This is a genomic window from Halobacillus sp. ABR2_026 (assembly GCF_056158545.1).
In genome coordinates this window covers 2,950,830-2,965,177 of the sequence record NZ_JBSWTM010000001.1, presented here as the reverse complement: position 1 = coordinate 2,965,177, position 14,348 = coordinate 2,950,830, and the positions used below count along the sequence as shown (strand labels likewise).

Genomic DNA, 14,348 nt, shown 5'->3' with positions numbered 1-14,348 from the left:
GCGTTTTATTATACAGAAAGTTTATTATATTCAGAAAAATCATTGCTATGCTCCTTACTTGTTAGTATCATCATGGTAAGTTATTTTCATTTATTAAAATGTTCGACCATTTTTCAAAGGGGTGAAAGGGATGGAAAAAACAAAAAAAGATTTGAGAATCAGAAGTAAAGTCATCAGTGAAGGTGTCAACCGTGTCCCGAACCGCTCGATGTTGAGGGCGGTTGGATTTACAGATGAAGACTTCCAAAGGCCGATGATCGGAATTGCCAGTACATGGAGTGAGGTTACACCTTGTAATGTACATATCGATAAACTCGCTCAAGAAGCGAAAAGCGGAGCGGGAGAAAATGGTGGCGCGCCGATGATCTTCAATACGATCACAGTGGCTGACGGAATCGCCATGGGGCATGAGGGGATGTTTTACTCCCTTCCATCCCGTGAAGTCATTGCTGATTCCATTGAAACCGTTACGAATGCTGAAAGACTGGACGGCCTCGTTGCAATCGGCGGTTGTGATAAAACGACTCCCGGGTGTCTGATTTCTATTGGGCGTTTGAATATTCCTTCCGTGTACGTATATGGCGGGACCATTCAACCAGGCAAACTGGATGGCGAAGATATTGATATTGTCTCCTCCTTTGAAGCGGTCGGTCAGTATCATGAAGGACAGATTGATGATCAACAACTACACCGTGTGGAGTGTAACGCTTGTCCTGGAGCGGGAGCCTGCGGAGGAATGTATACCGCCAATACCATGGCCTCTGCAGTAGAAGCCTTGGGGATGAGTATCCCTGGTTCCTCTTCAACGCCTGCGGTGAACGATTATAAAGAGTCAGAATGTAAGCAGGCAGGAGAACTTGTCCTTGAGCTTCTCGAAAAGGACATTTATCCGCGCGACATTATGACAAAAGAAGCTTTTGAAAACGCCATTACGGTTGTGATGGCTCTTGGTGGCTCCACCAATGCTTTTCTACATCTTCTGGCCATGGCCCATTCTGCAGATGTAGATCTCACACTGGATGACTTTGAGCGTGTGAGACAGGAAGTTCCTCATATCGCGGACATGAAACCAAGTGGAAAGTATGTCATGCAGGATTTATATGAGAGCGGGGGAGTGCCGGCTGTCATGAAGCTCCTTCTGGAGGAAGGGTTGCTCCACGGTGACTGTCTAACCGTCACAGGAAAGACCGTCGCTGAAAACTTAGCGGAAGTTCCTTCTTTGAAAGAAGGGCAGAAAGTAATTGTTCCATTCGATCAGCCGATCAAGGAAAAAGGTCCATTGGTCGTTCTCAAAGGCAATCTCGCCCCGGAAGGAGCCGTAGCCAAAATGTCCGGCCAAAAAATCAGCCGCTTTGAGGGTCCGGCACGGGTCTATAATAGTGAAGATGAAGCGACAGAAGCAATCGTCAACGATGAGATTAAAGAGGGAGATGTGCTGGTCGTTCGTAATGTAGGTCCTAAAGGGGGACCTGGAATGCCTGAGATGCTCTCCATTACCGCCATGATTGTAGGAAAAGGGTTAGGCGGCAAAGTGGCTCTTCTTACGGACGGTCGATTCTCCGGTGGTTCCCATGGTTTCGTCATTGGTCATGTGGCACCGGAAGCCTTTGTTGGAGGTCCAATTGGCTTGTTGCATGAAGGAGACACCATCACAATCGATAGTGATACACAGCAAATTAACTTTGAAGTGGATGAGCAAGAATACGAACGGAGAAAACAGGCGTGGAAGCGTCCGGAACCTAAACATAAAAGAGGGGTACTTGCTAAATATGCTAGGCTTGTGTCCTCCTCATCCAAAGGCGCTGTCACTGATTTGGATCATGAAGAGTAAGAAGAGACCCGGAGTGCGCTCCGGGTATTTTTGTGATGGTGTGAATCAGGAAATCCCAGAGGAGGAGAAGGAGGACTTTTGTAGAAAATGAAGAGGGGGAGGGATGATATGACAAAGGTTGCTTTAATCAGACATGGAAGTACACTATGGAATAAAGAAAAAAGAGCCCAGGGGAGTTCAGATATACTATTGGATGACGATGGGAAATCGGACGCCCGAAAGCTGGCAGGGAGAATGAGTGATCATTCTTGGGATGTCCTCTATTCAAGTCCTTTGAAAAGGGCGCAACAGACAGCCGAATACATACAGGAAAAAACAAACTTGGAAATTGTGTTCGATGAGAGGCTGAAAGAGGCCGGCGGCGGTCAAATCGAAGGAACGACAGAACCCGAAAGAGTAGCCCAGTGGGGGGAGGATTGGAGGTCTTTAGACTTGGGATTGGAGCCTCCCCAGCAGGTAGTCACCAGAGGAGTATCGTTCATGGATGATGTTTTACACCATCATCGTGGAAAAAATATTATCGTTGTCAGTCATGGGGCATGGATTAGTCTCTTGCTGAGAGAGTTGGATCCTGCATGTATAAAGGAAGAGCATATGAAAAACACTTCCTTATCGGAAGTTTATTTCAGAAATGATCAATGGTGCTGTGATCGGTTTAATTGTACCCTGCATCTGGAATGAAAAGAGCGGCTCAACTAAGAGCCGCTCTTTTTTTACTGTTCTTTTGTATGATTTAAATCCCAAGTAATTCCGTATGAGTCTTTCACTTTTGCATAGGCCGCGCCCCAGAAAGTATCTTGAAGCTCCATCAATACCGTTCCATTTTGTTTTAGACGGTTGTAATAGGTTTGAATCTCATCCTCCTGATCAAATTCTAAAACAAGAGCGATGTTTCCTCCAGTCTGTATTTCCTCTTCAGAAAAAGAATCGGAAACCATAAAGAACAGTGCACCTTTTTGAAATCGTGCATGCATCACACGGTCGTCCATTTCAGGCGGGGTTTCAAAGTCAGCCTCTCCGAAAGTCTGCATCTGGGTGATTTCGCCATCAAAAACCTGCTTATAAAAGTTCAAAGCTTCCTTTGCATGACCATTGAACGTTAGATAGGGCGTTGCCTGTTGCTTCATAAAAGTGAACACTCCTTTTAAAATAGTTGAGCACCCTTATTATATGCTGTTGATCAGAAGAAAACAAGAACATTCGTTCGATTATTTTTTAAAAGTATGGTTCCAAGCTTTCATTTTATCCAGGGCCAGGAGATCTTTCTGAATATCCCCTGGTTTAACGGCATGACCGATTACGTAGTCTTCAAAATTCATCCCTACGAAATCGAAAATGTGACCAAATTGCTGAATCAACGGCAACCCCGTGACATATGGGTTACTTCCTCCGGTTGTTATAACATAGGCCTTTTTCCCATGAATCTGATTCTTAAAATCAAAACGGTCATCACGCATATATTGGGACCAGCGGTCAAAGAACAATTTCATATGGGAAGTCATTCCAAACCAGTAAATCGGAGTGACGAATAAAATCAAATCGTGGGATAAAAATTCACGAAGTAACGCTTCATAATCATCCTCCACCGGCGAGAAGCCCTCTTCACTATGACGCTCATCCATAATGGGTAGAATGTTGTAATCACTAAGACGCAGCTGCGTGTGTTCCACCCCGTCCATAGCTTTCATGGCAAGATACTCAGAGTTTCCATTCTGGCGTGAACTTCCTAATATCGTTAAAATTCTCATGAATTCTACTCCCTTCTTCTTTTGAGATTATATCATTGAATGGAGTATCATAGTTATCTATACTTATTGATAATAACTATTGTAAAAAATGATAGAGGTGGATACATGGACATTTCGTACTTATACACGTTTAAAGAATTAGCAAAATGGGGGAGTTATACCAGGACAGGAGAAGAATTAGGATATGCACAATCCAGTGTGACGACACAAATAAAAAAATTAGAAGAATATTATGGAGTCAAGCTTTTAGAACGTGCCGGACAATCCATGAGGCTGACTCAATCCGGTGAGCAGCTGCTTTTCTATGTGGAACAAGTGATCGATCTCTTGGAAGAAGCAGAAAGCCACTTGTCTGCAAATGTCCGGATGCGCGGGACTGTCAGAATTGGATCTGTAGAATCTTTGGCCGCATATTTTATATCGAAATCATTGAAAACGTTCAAAGAGCAAAATCCTGATTTGCGCATTCAGTTGGAGTCCGGACTCTGTCCGAATCTAAAAGAAGGTGTATTAGAAAGTCAATACGATCTCGCTGTTGTATTGGATGAGGAAATCCATCATCCCCAACTGAAAACTTTCCCGATCCGAAAAGAACGGATGGTGATGGTCGCCCCTCATAGCCATCCTCTAGTGGGAAAAGAAAGCGTGAATCTGCATCATATCGAGCATGAAACGCTCATTCTTACAGAAAAGGGCTGTTCATACAGAAATATGTTAGAGAAGCTTTTGAAAGAGCATTCGGTAGAACCTCGTTCTATCATTTCCTTTACGAGTATTGAGGCCATTAAACAATGCGTGGTTGATGACCTTGGAATAGCCATGCTCCCGGAAATGGCGGTTACAAAAGAATTGAAGGATGGAAATTTGCGGACGCTGGAATTTGACCATGAAGAGTTGGTGTTATTCATACAGATCATCCATCATAAGAAAAAATGGTTATCGCCTTCTCTCGGGAAATTTATTCAATTGCTTCACGAACTTCATTAATTCTTGCTGCTGTATGATAACAGTTAAACAATCATTGTTTTAAAGTGAATCTAATAAAGTTTTTAAAAGCGCTGGACCCTACGTCCAGCGCCTTTTCTATGTCACATAAACGCCTAAATTTTAAAAAATTTCAGAAAACGGTTGCAAATTCTAATTTCCCACAGTAAACTGTACCATAACAGATTAATAAAAATAGTTCTGTTATAACAAAGGAGGAGTTCAAATGAAAAAACAACAAACGGTTCCTTGTCCGCAATGTGGTTCAAAAATTGAGGGTCATACTTACAATTACATGATGGAGTGCGATCGGTGTCTTTCCAAAAAAGACGAATAATCACACCCTTACTGTTATATATCAGTAATTTTTTATTTATCTTTAATATACAACAGAAGGTGGCGAATTCATGGAAACTCGATTGTCCGGTATTGAAATTCACGGTACGATGCATGATGGATTTGAAAAGATTCTGACAGATGAAGCTTTAAAGTTCTTGATTCAACTTCATGAAAAGTTCAATGACCAAAGAGTAAAGCTACTCCAGGATCGCAGGGATATTCAAAAGAAACTTGACCAAGGAGAAAGACCTGGATTTCTCGAGGCTACAAAGAAAATTAGAGAATCTCATTGGACGATAGCTCCTATACCCGAAGATCTTCAAGATCGTCGGGTGGAAATTACAGGTCCCGTTGACCGGAAAATGGTCATCAATGGTCTGAATTCCGGTGCAAAAGTGTTTATGGCTGACTTTGAGGATGCCAACTCACCTACTTGGCAGAACACCATTCAAGGGCAGATCAATTTGAGAGATGCGGTCAGAAAGAACATCCGCTTTGTAAACAAAAGTGGCAAAGTGTATGCGTTAAAAGAAAAAACCGCTGTACTTAAAGTGCGCCCCCGGGGGTGGCATTTAGAAGAAAAGCATCTCACCTATAACCAGGAAAGACTTTCCGGCAGTCTCGTGGATTTTGGACTTTATTTTTTTCACAATGCGAAAAAGTTAATGGAAAATGGTTCTGGACCGTATTTTTACTTGCCGAAACTCGAGAATCATCGTGAAGCGAGCCTGTGGAATGACGTATTTGTTTTCGCACAGGAATACATGAATATCCCTCAAGGAACGATTAAAGCGACGGTTTTGATCGAAACGATTATGGCAGCTTTTGAAATGGATGAAATCCTTTATGAGTTAAGAAACCATTCTGCTGGGTTGAACTGCGGCCGCTGGGATTACATTTTCAGCTATTTGAAAAAGTTCCGACATAACGAACAATTTCTTCTGCCGGATCGAGCAGATGTAACCATGACAGTGCCGTTTATGAGGGCGTATTCCAAGTTGACGATTCAAACCTGCCACAAGCGGGGAGCTCATGCTATGGGCGGAATGGCTGCCCAGATTCCTGTGAAAAATGACAAAGATAAAAACGAAGCCGCTTTTGAAAAAGTACGTGCAGATAAAGAGCGGGAAGTGAAAGATGGGCACGACGGGACATGGGTCGCCCACCCGGGTATGGTCGGCACAGCGATGGATATTTTTGACAAATATATGCCTGATGCGAATCAATTGAATAAAAGTCCGGAAGAAACAATCTACCGCCAGGACGATCTCCTTGAGGTTCCCGAGGGATCAATCACTGAAAAAGGTTTGAGAACGAATATAAATGTCGGGATACAATATATGGCTTCCTGGTTGGATGGTAGAGGGGCTGCCCCGATCCATCACTTGATGGAAGACGCGGCTACTGCAGAAATTTCAAGAGCTCAAGTGTGGCAATGGATCCGGCATCCAAAAGGTGTTTTGAATGATGGGCGAGAGATCACTTTGGAACTGTATGCCGCATGGAAAGATGAAGAAATGGAAGCGATCCGATGGGAAGTAGGGGATGCCGCTTTTGAATCGGGGTCTTATGAGGAAGCGGCTCAACTATTTGATCAATTGATTTGTGATGATGAATTTCCAGAATTTTTAACTTTAAATGCCTACAATCATTTATCCTGAGGGGGAGATTTTATGAATAAAAGAGTAGAGAATCTGCAGCAGCAATGGGAAGATGAAAACCGGTGGAAGGGGGTTATTCGCCCCTATGAAGCTGAAGAAGTTATCCGCTTAAGAGGGTCTATGGATATTCAACATACGCTGGCGGAAAAAGGTTCACAAAAACTGTGGAAATTGATGCAGGAAGAAGATTATGTTCACGCTCTTGGTGCGCTCACGGGGAACCAGGCGATGCAACAGGTGAAAGCTGGTTTAAAAGCTATTTATTTGAGTGGATGGCAGGTGGCAGCTGATGCCAACCTCTCCGGTCATATGTACCCTGACCAAAGCCTCTATCCTGCAAACAGTGTCCCTCAAGTGGTGAAAAGAATCAATCAAGCGCTTCAAAGAGCCGATCAAATTCATCATATGGAAGGAAAGAATGAGATTGATTGGTTTGCGCCTATTGTGGCAGATGCGGAAGCAGGTTTTGGCGGCCAATTGAACGTTTTCGAACTGATGAAAGGCATGATTGAAGCTGGAGCAGCTGCTGTTCACTTTGAAGACCAACTTTCCTCCGAGAAGAAGTGCGGGCATCTCGGTGGTAAGGTCCTGTTACCGACACAGACGGCGGTTCGTAATCTTATCTCCGCTCGATTCGCTGCTGACGTTATGGGAGTGCCTACGATTATTATCGCCCGGACAGATGCGAATGCAGCCGATTTGATTACCAGTGATGTCGATCCATACGACGATCCTTTTATTACAGGGGAGAGAACAGCAGAAGGATTCTTCAAAACACGTTCGGGGCTGGACCAGGCGATAGCCCGGGGACTAGCTTATGCGCCTTATGCTGATTTGGTTTGGTGTGAAACTTCGGAACCGAATTTGGAAGAGGCTCGCCAATTTGCTGAAGCTATTCACGAACAATATCCTGGAAAGCTGCTCGCCTATAATTGCTCACCTTCCTTCAATTGGAAGAAAAAACTGAGTGATGAAACTATCGCTAACTTCCAAAGGGAGCTGGGAGAAATGGGGTATAAGTTCCAGTTCGTTACGCTGGCAGGATTCCATGCTTTAAATCATGGGATGTTCGAATTGGCCCGTCAATACAAAGACCGTGGGATGGAAGCCTACTCTGAACTTCAACAGGCTGAGTTCGCCAGTGAGATTCATGGGTACTCAGCGACCAGACACCAGCGCGAGGTAGGAACAGGATATTTTGATGAGGTTGCTCAGGTCATATCTGGTGGCACATCGTCTACAACCGCTCTAAAAGGATCTACAGAATCCGAACAATTTAATTCGGAAACTGTAAGCCCCTCATAGAAACCAGGAAGAAAAAGAGGACGTCAGAAGCCAGACTTCTGGCGTTTCTTTTTTGACTTTTCGTCTTTTTCTTGTCCATAGCTCACACTTCTGCATCAAATTAATATGGTATGTTATCAGTCATTTTCAGTGAATGGTTAAAATCAGGAGTGATAACATGCCGGTGATTTCAGGAGATGAGTATAAACGGCGGATTGATGGAATGACTACGGAAGTCTGGATAGCTGGAGAGAGAGTCAAAGGGAAAATCTCTGAACATGAAGCTTTCAAAGGGATCATTAAGAGCCAGGCGGAACTGTATGATCTTCAGTGCTCCTCTATGGATGAAATGACCTTTCCCTCTGAGATCACAGGGAATCAATTAGGCCTCTCTTATTTAATACCTAGTACAAAAGGGGAGTGGGAGCGAAGAAGAAAAATGATCCAGCGGTGGGCACATCATTCTGGAGGAGTCATGGGAAGAAGCCCTGATTACATGAATACAGTGCTCGCTGCCTTCGCAGCATCCATTGATGTATTGGATGGAGAAGAAAACTGCTATCCAGAGCGGCTTCTTAAGTTTTACGACTATGCCCGCGAGAATGATTTATCGTTCACGCATACATTTGTCAATCCTCAAAGCAATCGTTCGAAGTTAGCCTTTTTAGAAGAGGATGTTACCAATGCCCGCATTGTCGATCGTACGGATGAGGGGATTGTTATTCGCGGAGCTAAGCTGCTCGCTACCCAGGGTGGGATTACGGATGAATTGATCGTTTTCTCCGCTCCAGGCGCTCAAGATAATAATCAGGCGTACTGCTTCTCCATCCCGAGTGATACAAAAGGGGTGAAGTTCATATGTAGAGAATCCTTTGCGCACACAGGGTCTTCGTATGATTATCCTTTGTCTTCCAAGTTTGAGGAAATGGACACCATCGTACTCTTCGATCATGTGGTCGTCCCTTGGGAGCGCGTATTCATCCATGATAATATTCGTGCGACTACCCGAATGTATGTCCAAGGGAAATTTGTCCCATTTACGCTGCATCAAATCGTCTCCCGTCAAATTGTAAAAACTGAATTTCTGTTAGGGGTGGCGCAGGCAATTGTAGACACGATACAAATTGGAGAATATCAGCATGTGCAAAGCAAAGTGGTAGAAATTGTAAAAGGGTTGGAAGTAATGAAAGCCCTTGTTCTTAAATCAGAACAAGAAGCTTCACTGGATGACTCGGGAATCATGGTACCTGCTAAACAGCCTTTATATGTAGCTGTCAATCATTTTCAGGAAGCCTATCCTCGATTTTCTGAAATCTTACAGTTGCTTGGGGCGAGTGGGATGATGAGTATTCCTAAAGAGAAGGATTTCGAAGGAGAAATGGGGGAAGAACTCGATCATTTCCTTCAAGGGGTTGATGTGAAGGGGCAGGATCGGGTCGCTCTATTTCGTCTGGCTTGGGACTTGACGATGAGCAGTTTCGGTTCAAGACAAACGCAGTATGAGCGCTTCTTTTTTGGAGACCCTATCAGGCTTTCTCAAACCATCTACCAACTATATGATGATCGGACAGCATCTAGCAGCATTCACCCATTTTTAACCAAAGAAGCTGACAAGTAAATGTCAGCTTCTTATCGTTTCGCATTCGCTTTTTTCGCTTTTTGCTCCAATTGAGATTGTGGCTGTTGATCGGCAGTATCTTCAGAGATCCCTTGTGGGTTTACTGTGTTTCCAGCGTTTCTTTTATAAGCATTGCTCTTTTTACTCATAACACACCTCCTGACACTTATTTTGGAGATAGAGGGTCTGCTTTATCCCTTTCATTTGCAGGCAAAAGCTGACAATGAATGGTTTTTTCCTATAGGCAGAAGCTACGGGTGAAGGAGGTTTTTTTGGATGAATCACAAATCAAAGAAACGTAAAACGAATGACGAAAGGGAGGATTTCAGCTCCCAGGGGTTAGCGATCACACAAGAGCAGGTTTCAGATACGCTTACAGAAGGTACGTTTGATGCGAAAATAGATGAAGTGGATAATGATGGACAGTTGATTAGTCATCGGGGTGAAGACGTCAAGAAAGGGAAAAGGCGTAATCGCTGATGGCTCGCAGGAATCAATTGTTAGTTCCTGAGGCCCGGGCTGGGCTTGATCAAATGAAAGTGGATCTTCAAAGGACATCTTCTCCTGAGCAAACGAAATACGAAGTGGCAAGGGAGCAAGGCATCCCTCTGCATTCTAAAGGTGGAAATCTTGAACTTTCATCAAGAGATGCAGGGCGGATCGGTGGCCGTATCGGCGGAACCATGGTAAAAGAATTGGTGAAAAGAGCTCGTGAACAAATGGAAAAATAAAAGGCGCTGGCAGGCGCCTTTTATTTTTGATTATCTTTATTCATTGTTGGTGAGCATTTTTTTAGGGTGCATCAGCAGCAATGTATCCAGCTCCTGTTTATGATAGATGAATTCGGACTTGTTTTTAGCGGCCAGTGATTGATCAATTCGATGCTGGTGAATGAGGATGGCCAAATCTAAATCCATTTCGGTATAAAGAGAACGGTCCTCGTATCTTTCGTCGATGAATGGAATGGACATGTAAAAAGGGTCACTTTCATTTTTTCCGACGGCGATATGCCAGCCTGCCTGATCTACATAAAAGGGATCTTCCATTATATGAAGGTGGTCTCCTGGATGGAATTCAACCATCTCATGACAGGAGCATCCTTGATTGCCTTTTTCATAAGTAAACGGTCGTAGAACGGTTAAGATATTCTCCATAGCCATTCTCCTTTCAACGTGATATCATCATAATAGTTGATAATGATTATCAATGTCAAACAAAAATACACGTCTTTTATCTGAATTTTGTTATAATGTATAGTAATAACATGGCTTTTTCACAGAGGAGAATCTTTATGGGGAATATCAAAGATTTGGTTGGAAAAGTACAGTTTGAAGGTCAACGTCTCATCCAGGTTCCACGCGAACTGAAATGGGTGGGCGAAGGAAGAAGTGCTGTTGTTTTTCAACTGACGGGAACGAATATAGCTGTAAAAATTTTTTACCCCGGTTATGAGGAGCTTGCTGATATTGAGGGTGATGTTTATGAGAAGTTGAACAATCATGAGTTCTTCCCTGCATTTTATGAGAAGGGGGAAGGGTACTTGACTATGCAGTATGTAGAAGGCATAACCTTCTATGATTGTCTTGTCAACGGAGTAGCCATAACTGATGAAATGGTCCATCGTGTAGATGAAGCGCTCGAATTTGCTTACGAGCTTGGTTTCAACCCTTCCGATACACATCTGAAAAATATCCTGCTCACTTCTGAAGGCGAAGTGAAGGTGATCGATGTCGTCCGTTTCACGCAAGAGTTGGACTGCCCCCATTGGCGGGACTTGAAAAGGGCTTACGAGACGTTTTATCAGCGCCGGTATGCTCCTAAAAAATATCCCCGTTTCTTTATAGAATTTATCATACGATTGTATCGAAAAAGGCTCTTGCCTATTTAAGTCGATTTAGTCGTTTGATATTCCATATTTCTGGGAATTTGCAGTACTAGAAAGGTGGAATGAAATCATGACACAATATCGTTTGAGTGAAGTAGAAATCGGAAAAAATTATAAAGCGAAGGAATTAGACAGTTTCGTCTCCACGACAGATGTTCTGGTCCTTTCCAACAATGAGTCGCAATTGTTCACAGAACCAGATAGAGAGTACAAAGTTGTAGATGTCTTTGAAGGGTTTTTCGAACATTCTTCCAAAGACGGGGAAAAATATTATCGTGAAAAGAAAGCCTATATCGTTGAAAAGGTATAAAAAAGGCGCCCATAATGGGCGCCCTTTTTATGTGGAAATCAGTACCTTAACTTCATGAGAATTTCTCTTACCTCTTCATCTTTCAGGAGGATGTCTTCATATTTCTTCGTGATTTCTGTTAAAGCTACGTCATGGTAAAAAAATTCAGTGAAAAACTTCACGAGAGGTTTTGATAATGTACGGATCCCTTGGAACACGCCACCTTCAACGCCAGCGAACAAAATTTCTTCGTTGTCAATGATGATGAGCTTATGCCTTTCCAGTGCTTCATGTCGTTCGTCTGGAAGAAGCACATGGGCATTGAAGGGGGAGCTGTACAGCTCTCCGACTGATAAAATTTCTACTTTGATTCCAGCTTTTTTTTTCTTTTCAAGAAGAGGGAGCAGCTGCTGCAATTCATCACTCCACCCCGTAAGGAGGATTTCATCCTGAGCTTTTTCAATGTTTTCTTTTAAAAGCGCCTGGATGGAGGCTTCGTTTTGAATCGTCCATACCCGCTCATCTGATTCGTGGAGTTTATAGGTGTTGTGTCTCATCTCATCAATGTTTGTTTGAAATTCAGTTGTTAGCTTTTCAATGGTCGTTTCTAGAGAAAGAGCGGAATAAAGTTTTTTTCGTTCCTGAAATGATGTAAGAATCAACCCTTTTTCCACGAGTCGTTGAAGCACTTCGTAAATTTTAGATTTTGGAACTTGGGAATATTTGACGATGGTCGCAGCATCCATTGGATCCTCACTCGCGGTAAGGGTTTCGTATACTTGGCTTTCATATTGAGTAAAACCGAATTTCTGTAACATCATGTACCTCGCTTTTATGAAAAGAATTTTAGGTGTACACCTTTATTATGGGAATGCGGAAGACTCAGTTTCGAGGCTTTTGTGTGAGTTGATTGTCCAGGTTCTATAGAAGGAGAGTAAATAACCAAAAGAGAGTATAAAGCACCCCTTTAGTGGAGGGGAACCCCAAAACATGTCAAACTGAAAATCCACAATTGAAGAGTAAATTCCCTTGTTAAATTTAGAATACATGGAGGAAGGAAAAACGTAAACATTTCCTCTTGTCTTCTCCTTTTTAAATGGTTACCATTATAGTGGTAACCTAATAGGAAGGGTCGTGCAATTATGAATAAAAAAGTATATTTATTAGCACTTGTTGCCTTTGTTGTCGGAACAGTCGAATTGATTATCGGCGGAATTTTAGACCTTGTAGCCAATGACCTTGGCATTACACTTGGTCAAGCAGGTTTATTAATTACCATTTTCTCCTTAGTATTCGCGGTGGCGTCCCCCATTTTATTAACAGCAACCGCCCGGTTTGATCGGAAGAAATTGATGCTTGTCACGTTGGTCATTTTCTTTCTTGGTAACATACTTGCTTATATGAGTCCGAATTATTCAACAATCATGTTGGCAAGAGTATTGACAGCAGCCAGTGGATCGCTGCTGGTGGTGCTCGCTGTAACGATTGCTTCTGCTATTGTTAATAAAGAGTATAGAGGAAGAGCTATTGGTACCATTTTTATGGGGATCAGTGCCTCGCTTGTTCTCGGTGTACCGATCGGACTGACGATTGGAAACAGTTTCGGATGGCGTGCCCCTTTTTTACTGATCAGTGTACTGACGCTGCTTTCTTTTGCAGCAGTTTGGATTTCACTGGGAAGTATCGCTCCGAAACCTGTCATTTCAGTTAAAGAACAATTAAGGACGTTGAAAGATAAGAAAATTTTCTCTGCGCAGCTGACTTCATTTTTGTTCCTGAGCGGTCACCTTGCTTTGTATGCTTACTTGACTCCATTCCTAAAGTCGGAAATGGGAATGAACGGTACGTGGGTAAGTATCGTGTACTTTATCTTTGGAGTAGCTGCAGTTATGGGAGGAGGAGTCGGAGGATTCTTATCCGATAGATTTGGGTCTGAGAAAAGTATCCTCGGGATTATTCTTGTTTTTGCAGTTGCCATTTTCACGATTCCATATGTTACTTTCTCCCTTCCATTATTCTTAATGGTGATGGTGGTTTGGAGTGCCCTGAGCTGGGCCGTAACTCCTGCACAGCAAAATTACTTGATTTCATCGGCACCTGAGACATCCGATATCCAGCAAAGTCTGAACAACTCTGCGCTGCATTTCGGGATTGCGTTTGGTTCTTCCATTGGTGGATTTGTCATTGAACAGACTTCGGTGATTCATAATGCAACCGTGGGTGGATTTTTCATTCTTATGGCGCTCGGTTCTGCTTATTACTCCATCACTCGCGGCCGTCAAGCGTATCGTCAGGAAGCCGTCCAGCAATAGACACAACTCCACCGGAAACGGTGGGGTTTTTTTATTGGGTGCCATTTTAATGGAGGGAGCTCCAGCACCCCAATCTGTACAATGCCCTCACAGGAGCGACAAAATCAAAGATTGCGCTGAGCATATTTTTCCTCATTCGATAAATACTATCAATGTTCCAACCTAAAAGGAGGGAAGAACATGGGTAGAGATGACCACCGTAAGAATAAAGGAAAACAAAAGCGTAAACTGCCTCAGACTCCAAAGAATCAAAAGAACATTGATGTAGAGTTCTCTCAAGAGCTTGCTGATCGTGACGACAAAATCGCTCAAGAAAGAGCAGAAGCCGCAGATCGTCGCGCACACAAACGACAATAAAGGTTAGAATTGGTAAATATTACTACACCAGGTCATCCAA

17 protein-coding genes are annotated in these 14,348 nt (G+C 43.1%); 12 read left to right on the top strand and 5 right to left on the bottom strand.

All coding sequences use genetic code 11. From position 1 onward, the window contains the following. The first annotated feature begins 130 nt into the window (after window positions 1–130). A complete protein-coding gene (gene ilvD / locus ACXADE_RS15380) occupies window positions 131–1,831 on the top strand; it encodes a dihydroxy-acid dehydratase (RefSeq protein ID WP_474981315.1) in 1,701 nt (566 codons plus the stop codon). A gap of 108 nt (window positions 1,832–1,939) precedes the next feature. Then, window positions 1,940–2,512, top strand: coding sequence for a histidine phosphatase family protein (locus tag ACXADE_RS15375; protein WP_474981314.1), 573 nt, complete (start codon window positions 1,940–1,942; stop codon window positions 2,510–2,512). Window positions 2,513–2,544: 32 nt separating this feature from the next. Here the strand turns inward: ACXADE_RS15375 and ACXADE_RS15370 are convergent, their stop codons facing one another. Both ACXADE_RS15370 and ACXADE_RS15365 read right to left on the bottom strand, forming a co-directional pair. Further along, the gene (locus ACXADE_RS15370) at window positions 2,545–2,958 is read right to left on the bottom strand and encodes a VOC family protein (protein WP_474981313.1); all 414 of its coding nucleotides are present in this window, start codon (window positions 2,956–2,958) and stop codon (window positions 2,545–2,547) included. Window positions 2,959–3,039: 81 nt separating this feature from the next. Next, window positions 3,040–3,573 carry a flavodoxin family protein gene (locus ACXADE_RS15365; RefSeq protein WP_474982244.1) on the bottom strand — a complete coding sequence of 178 codons (534 nt, stop codon included), beginning with the start codon at window positions 3,571–3,573 and terminating at the stop codon, window positions 3,040–3,042. A gap of 111 nt (window positions 3,574–3,684) precedes the next feature. On the opposite strand from ACXADE_RS15365, the gene ACXADE_RS15360 reads away from it, so the two are divergent. The 4 genes from ACXADE_RS15360 to hpaB all read left to right on the top strand — a co-directional run bounded on the left by ACXADE_RS15360 (window position 3,685) and on the right by hpaB (window position 9,465). After that, entirely contained in the window at window positions 3,685–4,566 is an 882-nt protein-coding gene (locus tag ACXADE_RS15360) for a LysR family transcriptional regulator (protein ID WP_474981312.1), read from the top strand. A 404-nt stretch (window positions 4,567–4,970) separates the two neighbouring features. Further along, window positions 4,971–6,563, top strand: a complete 1,593-nt coding sequence (gene aceB, locus ACXADE_RS15355; RefSeq protein WP_474981311.1) for a malate synthase A — start codon at window positions 4,971–4,973, stop codon at window positions 6,561–6,563. A gap of 12 nt (window positions 6,564–6,575) precedes the next feature. After that, complete coding sequence (gene aceA, locus ACXADE_RS15350; protein WP_474981310.1) at window positions 6,576–7,868, top strand: isocitrate lyase; 1,293 nt, start codon at window positions 6,576–6,578, stop codon at window positions 7,866–7,868. Between the two features lie 157 nt (window positions 7,869–8,025). After that, on the top strand, window positions 8,026–9,465 hold the full coding sequence (hpaB, locus tag ACXADE_RS15345; protein WP_474981309.1) for a 4-hydroxyphenylacetate 3-monooxygenase, oxygenase component: 1,440 nt from the start codon (window positions 8,026–8,028) through the stop codon (window positions 9,463–9,465). Window positions 9,466–9,476: 11 nt separating this feature from the next. Here hpaB and ACXADE_RS15340 read toward each other — a convergent pair whose 3' ends face one another. Continuing rightward, window positions 9,477–9,614 carry a hypothetical protein gene (locus ACXADE_RS15340; protein WP_474981308.1) on the bottom strand — a complete coding sequence of 46 codons (138 nt, stop codon included), beginning with the start codon at window positions 9,612–9,614 and terminating at the stop codon, window positions 9,477–9,479. Window positions 9,615–9,741: 127 nt separating this feature from the next. Here ACXADE_RS15340 and ACXADE_RS15335 point away from each other — a divergent pair, with 127 nt between their 5' ends. After that, on the top strand, window positions 9,742–9,945 hold the full coding sequence (locus tag ACXADE_RS15335) for a DUF4025 domain-containing protein (RefSeq protein ID WP_474981307.1): 204 nt from the start codon (window positions 9,742–9,744) through the stop codon (window positions 9,943–9,945). Then, window positions 9,945–10,196, top strand: a complete 252-nt coding sequence (locus tag ACXADE_RS15330; RefSeq protein ID WP_474981306.1) for a small, acid-soluble spore protein, alpha/beta type — start codon at window positions 9,945–9,947, stop codon at window positions 10,194–10,196. The genes ACXADE_RS15335 and ACXADE_RS15330 overlap by 1 nt, the downstream gene beginning before the upstream one ends. 36 nt (window positions 10,197–10,232) lie before the next feature. Here the strand turns inward: ACXADE_RS15330 and ACXADE_RS15325 are convergent, their stop codons facing one another. Next, the gene (locus tag ACXADE_RS15325) at window positions 10,233–10,619 is read right to left on the bottom strand and encodes a hypothetical protein (protein ID WP_474981305.1); all 387 of its coding nucleotides are present in this window, start codon (window positions 10,617–10,619) and stop codon (window positions 10,233–10,235) included. A 137-nt stretch (window positions 10,620–10,756) separates the two neighbouring features. Here ACXADE_RS15325 and ACXADE_RS15320 point away from each other — a divergent pair, with 137 nt between their 5' ends. Beyond that, the gene (locus ACXADE_RS15320; protein WP_474981304.1) at window positions 10,757–11,353 is read left to right on the top strand and encodes a serine/threonine protein kinase; all 597 of its coding nucleotides are present in this window, start codon (window positions 10,757–10,759) and stop codon (window positions 11,351–11,353) included. A gap of 67 nt (window positions 11,354–11,420) precedes the next feature. Next, a complete protein-coding gene (locus ACXADE_RS15315; RefSeq protein WP_474981303.1) occupies window positions 11,421–11,660 on the top strand; it encodes a hypothetical protein in 240 nt (79 codons plus the stop codon). A gap of 38 nt (window positions 11,661–11,698) precedes the next feature. On the opposite strand, the gene ACXADE_RS15310 is transcribed toward ACXADE_RS15315, so the two are convergent. Further along, window positions 11,699–12,457 carry a TrmB family transcriptional regulator gene (locus tag ACXADE_RS15310; RefSeq protein WP_474981302.1) on the bottom strand — a complete coding sequence of 253 codons (759 nt, stop codon included), beginning with the start codon at window positions 12,455–12,457 and terminating at the stop codon, window positions 11,699–11,701. 324 nt (window positions 12,458–12,781) lie between these two features. On the opposite strand from ACXADE_RS15310, the gene ACXADE_RS15305 reads away from it, so the two are divergent. Then, window positions 12,782–13,951: an MFS transporter gene (locus ACXADE_RS15305; RefSeq protein ID WP_474981301.1), complete on the top strand. Its 1,170-nt coding sequence runs from the start codon at window positions 12,782–12,784 to the stop codon at window positions 13,949–13,951. A 180-nt stretch (window positions 13,952–14,131) separates the two neighbouring features. Next, window positions 14,132–14,308: a YfhD family protein gene (locus ACXADE_RS15300; protein ID WP_474981300.1), complete on the top strand. Its 177-nt coding sequence runs from the start codon at window positions 14,132–14,134 to the stop codon at window positions 14,306–14,308. Window positions 14,309–14,348 lie beyond the last annotated feature (40 nt).